Raw genomic sequence first — 1,751 nt, forward strand, 5'->3', positions numbered from 1 at the left:
ACACCATGACCGACCAACCCCGCAAACTGCGCTCCGCCGCCTGGTTCGGCACCGCCGACAAGAACGGCTTCATGTACCGCAGCTGGATGAAGAACCAGGGCATCCCCGATCACGAATTCGCCGGCAAGCCGATCATCGGCATCTGCAACACGTGGTCCGAACTCACGCCCTGCAACGCGCACTTTCGCAAGCTCGCCGAGCATGTGAAGCGCGGCGTGTTCGAGGCGGGCGGCTTTCCCGTCGAGTTTCCGGTGTTCTCGAACGGCGAGTCGAACCTGCGGCCCACCGCGATGTTCACGCGCAACCTCGCGAGCATGGATGTCGAGGAATCGATCCGCGGCAACCCCATCGATGCCGTCGTGCTGCTCGCCGGCTGCGACAAGACCACGCCCGCGCTGCTGATGGGCGCGGCCAGTTGCGACGTGCCCGCGATCGTCGTGAGCGGCGGGCCGATGCTCAACGGCAAGCACGAGGGGCGCGACATCGGTTCGGGCACCGTCGTGTGGCAACTGAGCGAGCAGGTGAAGGCGGGCAAGATCTCGATTCACGAGTTCATGTCGGCGGAAGCGGGCATGTCGCGCTCGGCGGGCACCTGCAACACGATGGGCACGGCCTCGACGATGGCGTGCATGGCCGAGGCGCTGGGCGTGACGCTGCCGCACAACGCGGCGATTCCCGCCGTCGATGCGCGCCGCTACGTGCTCGCGCATCTGTCGGGCATGCGCATCGTCGAGATGGCATTGCAGGATGTGCGGCTGTCGAAGCTGCTCACGCGCGAGGCCTTTGAAAACGCGATCCGCGCGAATGCGGCGATCGGCGGCTCGACCAATGCGGCGATTCACCTGAAGGCGATTGCCGGGCGCATCGGCGTGAAGCTCGAACTCGACGACTGGACGCGCATCGGACGCGGCACGCCGACGCTCGTCGATCTTCAGCCGTCGGGGCGCTTCCTGATGGAGGAGTTCTATTACGCGGGCGGTCTGCCCGCCGTGCTGCGCCGGCTCGGCGAAGCGGGCCGGCTGCCGCATCCCGGTGCGCTCACGGCGAACGGCCGGACGCTGTGGGAGAACTGCATCGACGCGCCGATCTACAACGACGAAGTGATCCGGCCTCTGGACAGGCCGCTGCGCGAGGACGGCGGCCTGTGCGTGCTGCGCGGCAATCTCGCGCCGAACGGCGCGGTGCTCAAGCCGTCAGCGGCCACGCCTGCGTTGCTCAGGCATCGCGGCCGCGCGGTCGTGTTCGAGAACTTCGACGACTACAAGAAGCGCATCGCCGATCCCGAACTCGACGTCACCGCCGACTCGGTGCTCGTGATGAAGAACTGCGGGCCGAAGGGCTATCCGGGCATGGCGGAAGTCGGCAACATGGGCCTGCCGCCGAAGCTGCTCGCCCAGGGCGTCACCGACATGGTGCGCGTGTCCGATGCGCGCATGAGCGGCACCGCGTACGGCACGGTGGTCCTGCACGTCGCGCCCGAAGCGCGCGCGGGCGGTCCGCTCGCGGTGGTGCGCGACGGCGACTGGATCGAGCTGGATTGCGAGGCGGGCCGCCTGCACGTCGATATCGACGAGAAGGAAATGACGGCGCGCCTCGCCGCGTGGAAGGAAATGCAGCAGCGCCATCCCGCCGATGCGAGCGGCTACCGCAACCTCTATATCGACCATGTGCTGCAGGCCGACCAGGGCTGCGACTTCGACTTTCTGGTGGGCTGCCGCGGTGCAGAGGTGCCCGCGCATTCGCATTGAACG

The 1,751-nt window shown here is 67.5% G+C and carries 1 protein-coding gene; it reads left to right on the forward strand.

The annotated features are described in order from the left end of the window. The first annotated feature begins 5 nt into the window (after nt 1-5). Nucleotides 6-1,748, forward strand: coding sequence for an IlvD/Edd family dehydratase (locus J8I87_RS43835; RefSeq protein ID WP_209938870.1), 1,743 nt, complete (start codon nt 6-8; stop codon nt 1,746-1,748). Nucleotides 1,749-1,751 lie beyond the last annotated feature (3 nt).

The organism is Paraburkholderia sp. LEh10 (assembly GCF_017814945.1).
In the GTDB taxonomy this organism is placed as follows: domain Bacteria; phylum Pseudomonadota; class Gammaproteobacteria; order Burkholderiales; family Burkholderiaceae; genus Paraburkholderia.

Coding starts and splice junctions, on each gene's coding strand:
- J8I87_RS43835 (WP_209938870.1), top strand. CDS start 6: ATGACCGACCAACCCCGCAAACTGCGCTCCGCCGCCTGGTTCGGCACC.